The 1,319-nt window shown below is 67.1% G+C and carries 2 protein-coding genes; both read left to right on the top strand.

The features are described 5' to 3' along the window. Positions 1-52 precede the first annotated feature (52 nt). Positions 53-382 (top strand): transposase, encoded by a 330-nt coding sequence (locus ACIBEA_RS44620; RefSeq protein ID WP_399270323.1) that lies wholly within the window; start codon positions 53-55, stop codon positions 380-382. Continuing rightward, positions 379-1,290, top strand: coding sequence for an IS3 family transposase (locus ACIBEA_RS44625; protein WP_399270325.1), 912 nt, complete (start codon positions 379-381; stop codon positions 1,288-1,290). Before ACIBEA_RS44620 ends, ACIBEA_RS44625 begins: the two co-directional genes overlap by 4 nt. Positions 1,291-1,319: the final 29 nt, after the last annotated feature.

Below are 1,319 nucleotides of genomic sequence, written 5' to 3' on the forward strand. Positions count from 1 at the left end.
TGTCCCTCCCCTCGTAGCGTGGAGTCCGTGATTGCAGGGGATGTTGGGGTTCATGGGTTCCAAGCAACGGACGTACACGTCTGAGTTTCGTGAGGGTGCTGTACGCATCGTGATCGAGACGGGCAGGCCGATCGCGGAGGTCGCCGAGGAGCTCGGCGTCCACTCCGGCACGCTGCATAGCTGGGTGTCGCGATGGCGGCGCAATGGGTCGGCGTCGTCCGACCGGCCGGCCGAGCCCGCGCCGGGCGGCCGGATACGCGAAGCCGAGCGTGCCGAGCTGGAGCGGCTACGGCGGGAGATGTCGGAGAAGAACAAGCGGATACGCGAGCTGGAGATGGAGCGTGATGTCCTCAAGCGATGCATGGTCCTCTGGGTGAAGTGACCGGGACGGACCCGGCCGCCCTGGCCGCGTTCATCGGTAACCAGAGGACCGAGCACCGCGTCCCGCACCGTCTGGCCTGCCAGATCCTGGAAGTGTCGGAGTCGTGGTTCTACAAGTGGCGCGACAAGCCCACCACTGCGCGTGAAGTCCGGCGGGGACAGCTGGCTGACGCGATCACGGGGATCTTCGAGGCCTCCGGCGGCACGTATGGTTCCCCGAAGGTCTGGGTCCTGCTCGTCCGCGCGGGCTGGCGGGTCTCGGTGAACACCGTGGCCCGCCTCATGGCCGAACTCGGCCTGGCCGGACGGAAGGTCCGCCACCGGCGGGGGCTGACCCGGCCCGGCAAACGGCCGGCGGCGCCGGACTTCGTGCGCCGTGACGTCACCGCGGACGCTCCGGACCAGGTGTGGTGCGGCGACATGACCGAGATCACCACCGATGAAGGCAAGCTCTACCTGGCCACCGTCATCGACCTGTTCCCGCGTCGATTGCTCGGCTATGCGATGGGCGCCCGTCACGACGCCGAGCTGGTCGTGTCGTCCTTGAACATGGCCGCGGCCACCCGCGGTGGTGAGGTCAGGGGCGTGATCTTTCACAGCGTCAGAGGCAGCGAGTACGGCTCCGGGCGCTTTTGCCGGGCCTGTCGCCGCCTGGGAGTGACCCAGTCCATGGGCCGCGTCGGATCGTGTTTCGACAATGCCGTCAGCGAGGCGTTCAACAGCGTGCTCAAGGTCGAGTACGTCCACCGGCACACCTTCACCACCCGCACCGAGGCCCGGCTGAGGATCGCGACCTGGATCACCGGCTTCTACAACACCCGACGGCTACACAGCGTATGCGGATACCACAGCCCGATCGACTACGAACGAGAACACCAGGCCGGCCTCACCGTGGAGCTGGCCGCTTGAAAGATCTCCACAGCCCGAGGGGATTGACA

It is taken from the genome of Streptomyces sp. NPDC051555, assembly GCF_044454405.1.
Classification (GTDB): domain Bacteria; phylum Actinomycetota; class Actinomycetes; order Streptomycetales; family Streptomycetaceae; genus Streptomyces.

Coding starts and splice junctions, on each gene's coding strand:
- ACIBEA_RS44620 (WP_399270323.1), top strand. CDS start 53: ATGGGTTCCAAGCAACGGACGTACACGTCTGAGTTTCGTGAGGGTGCT.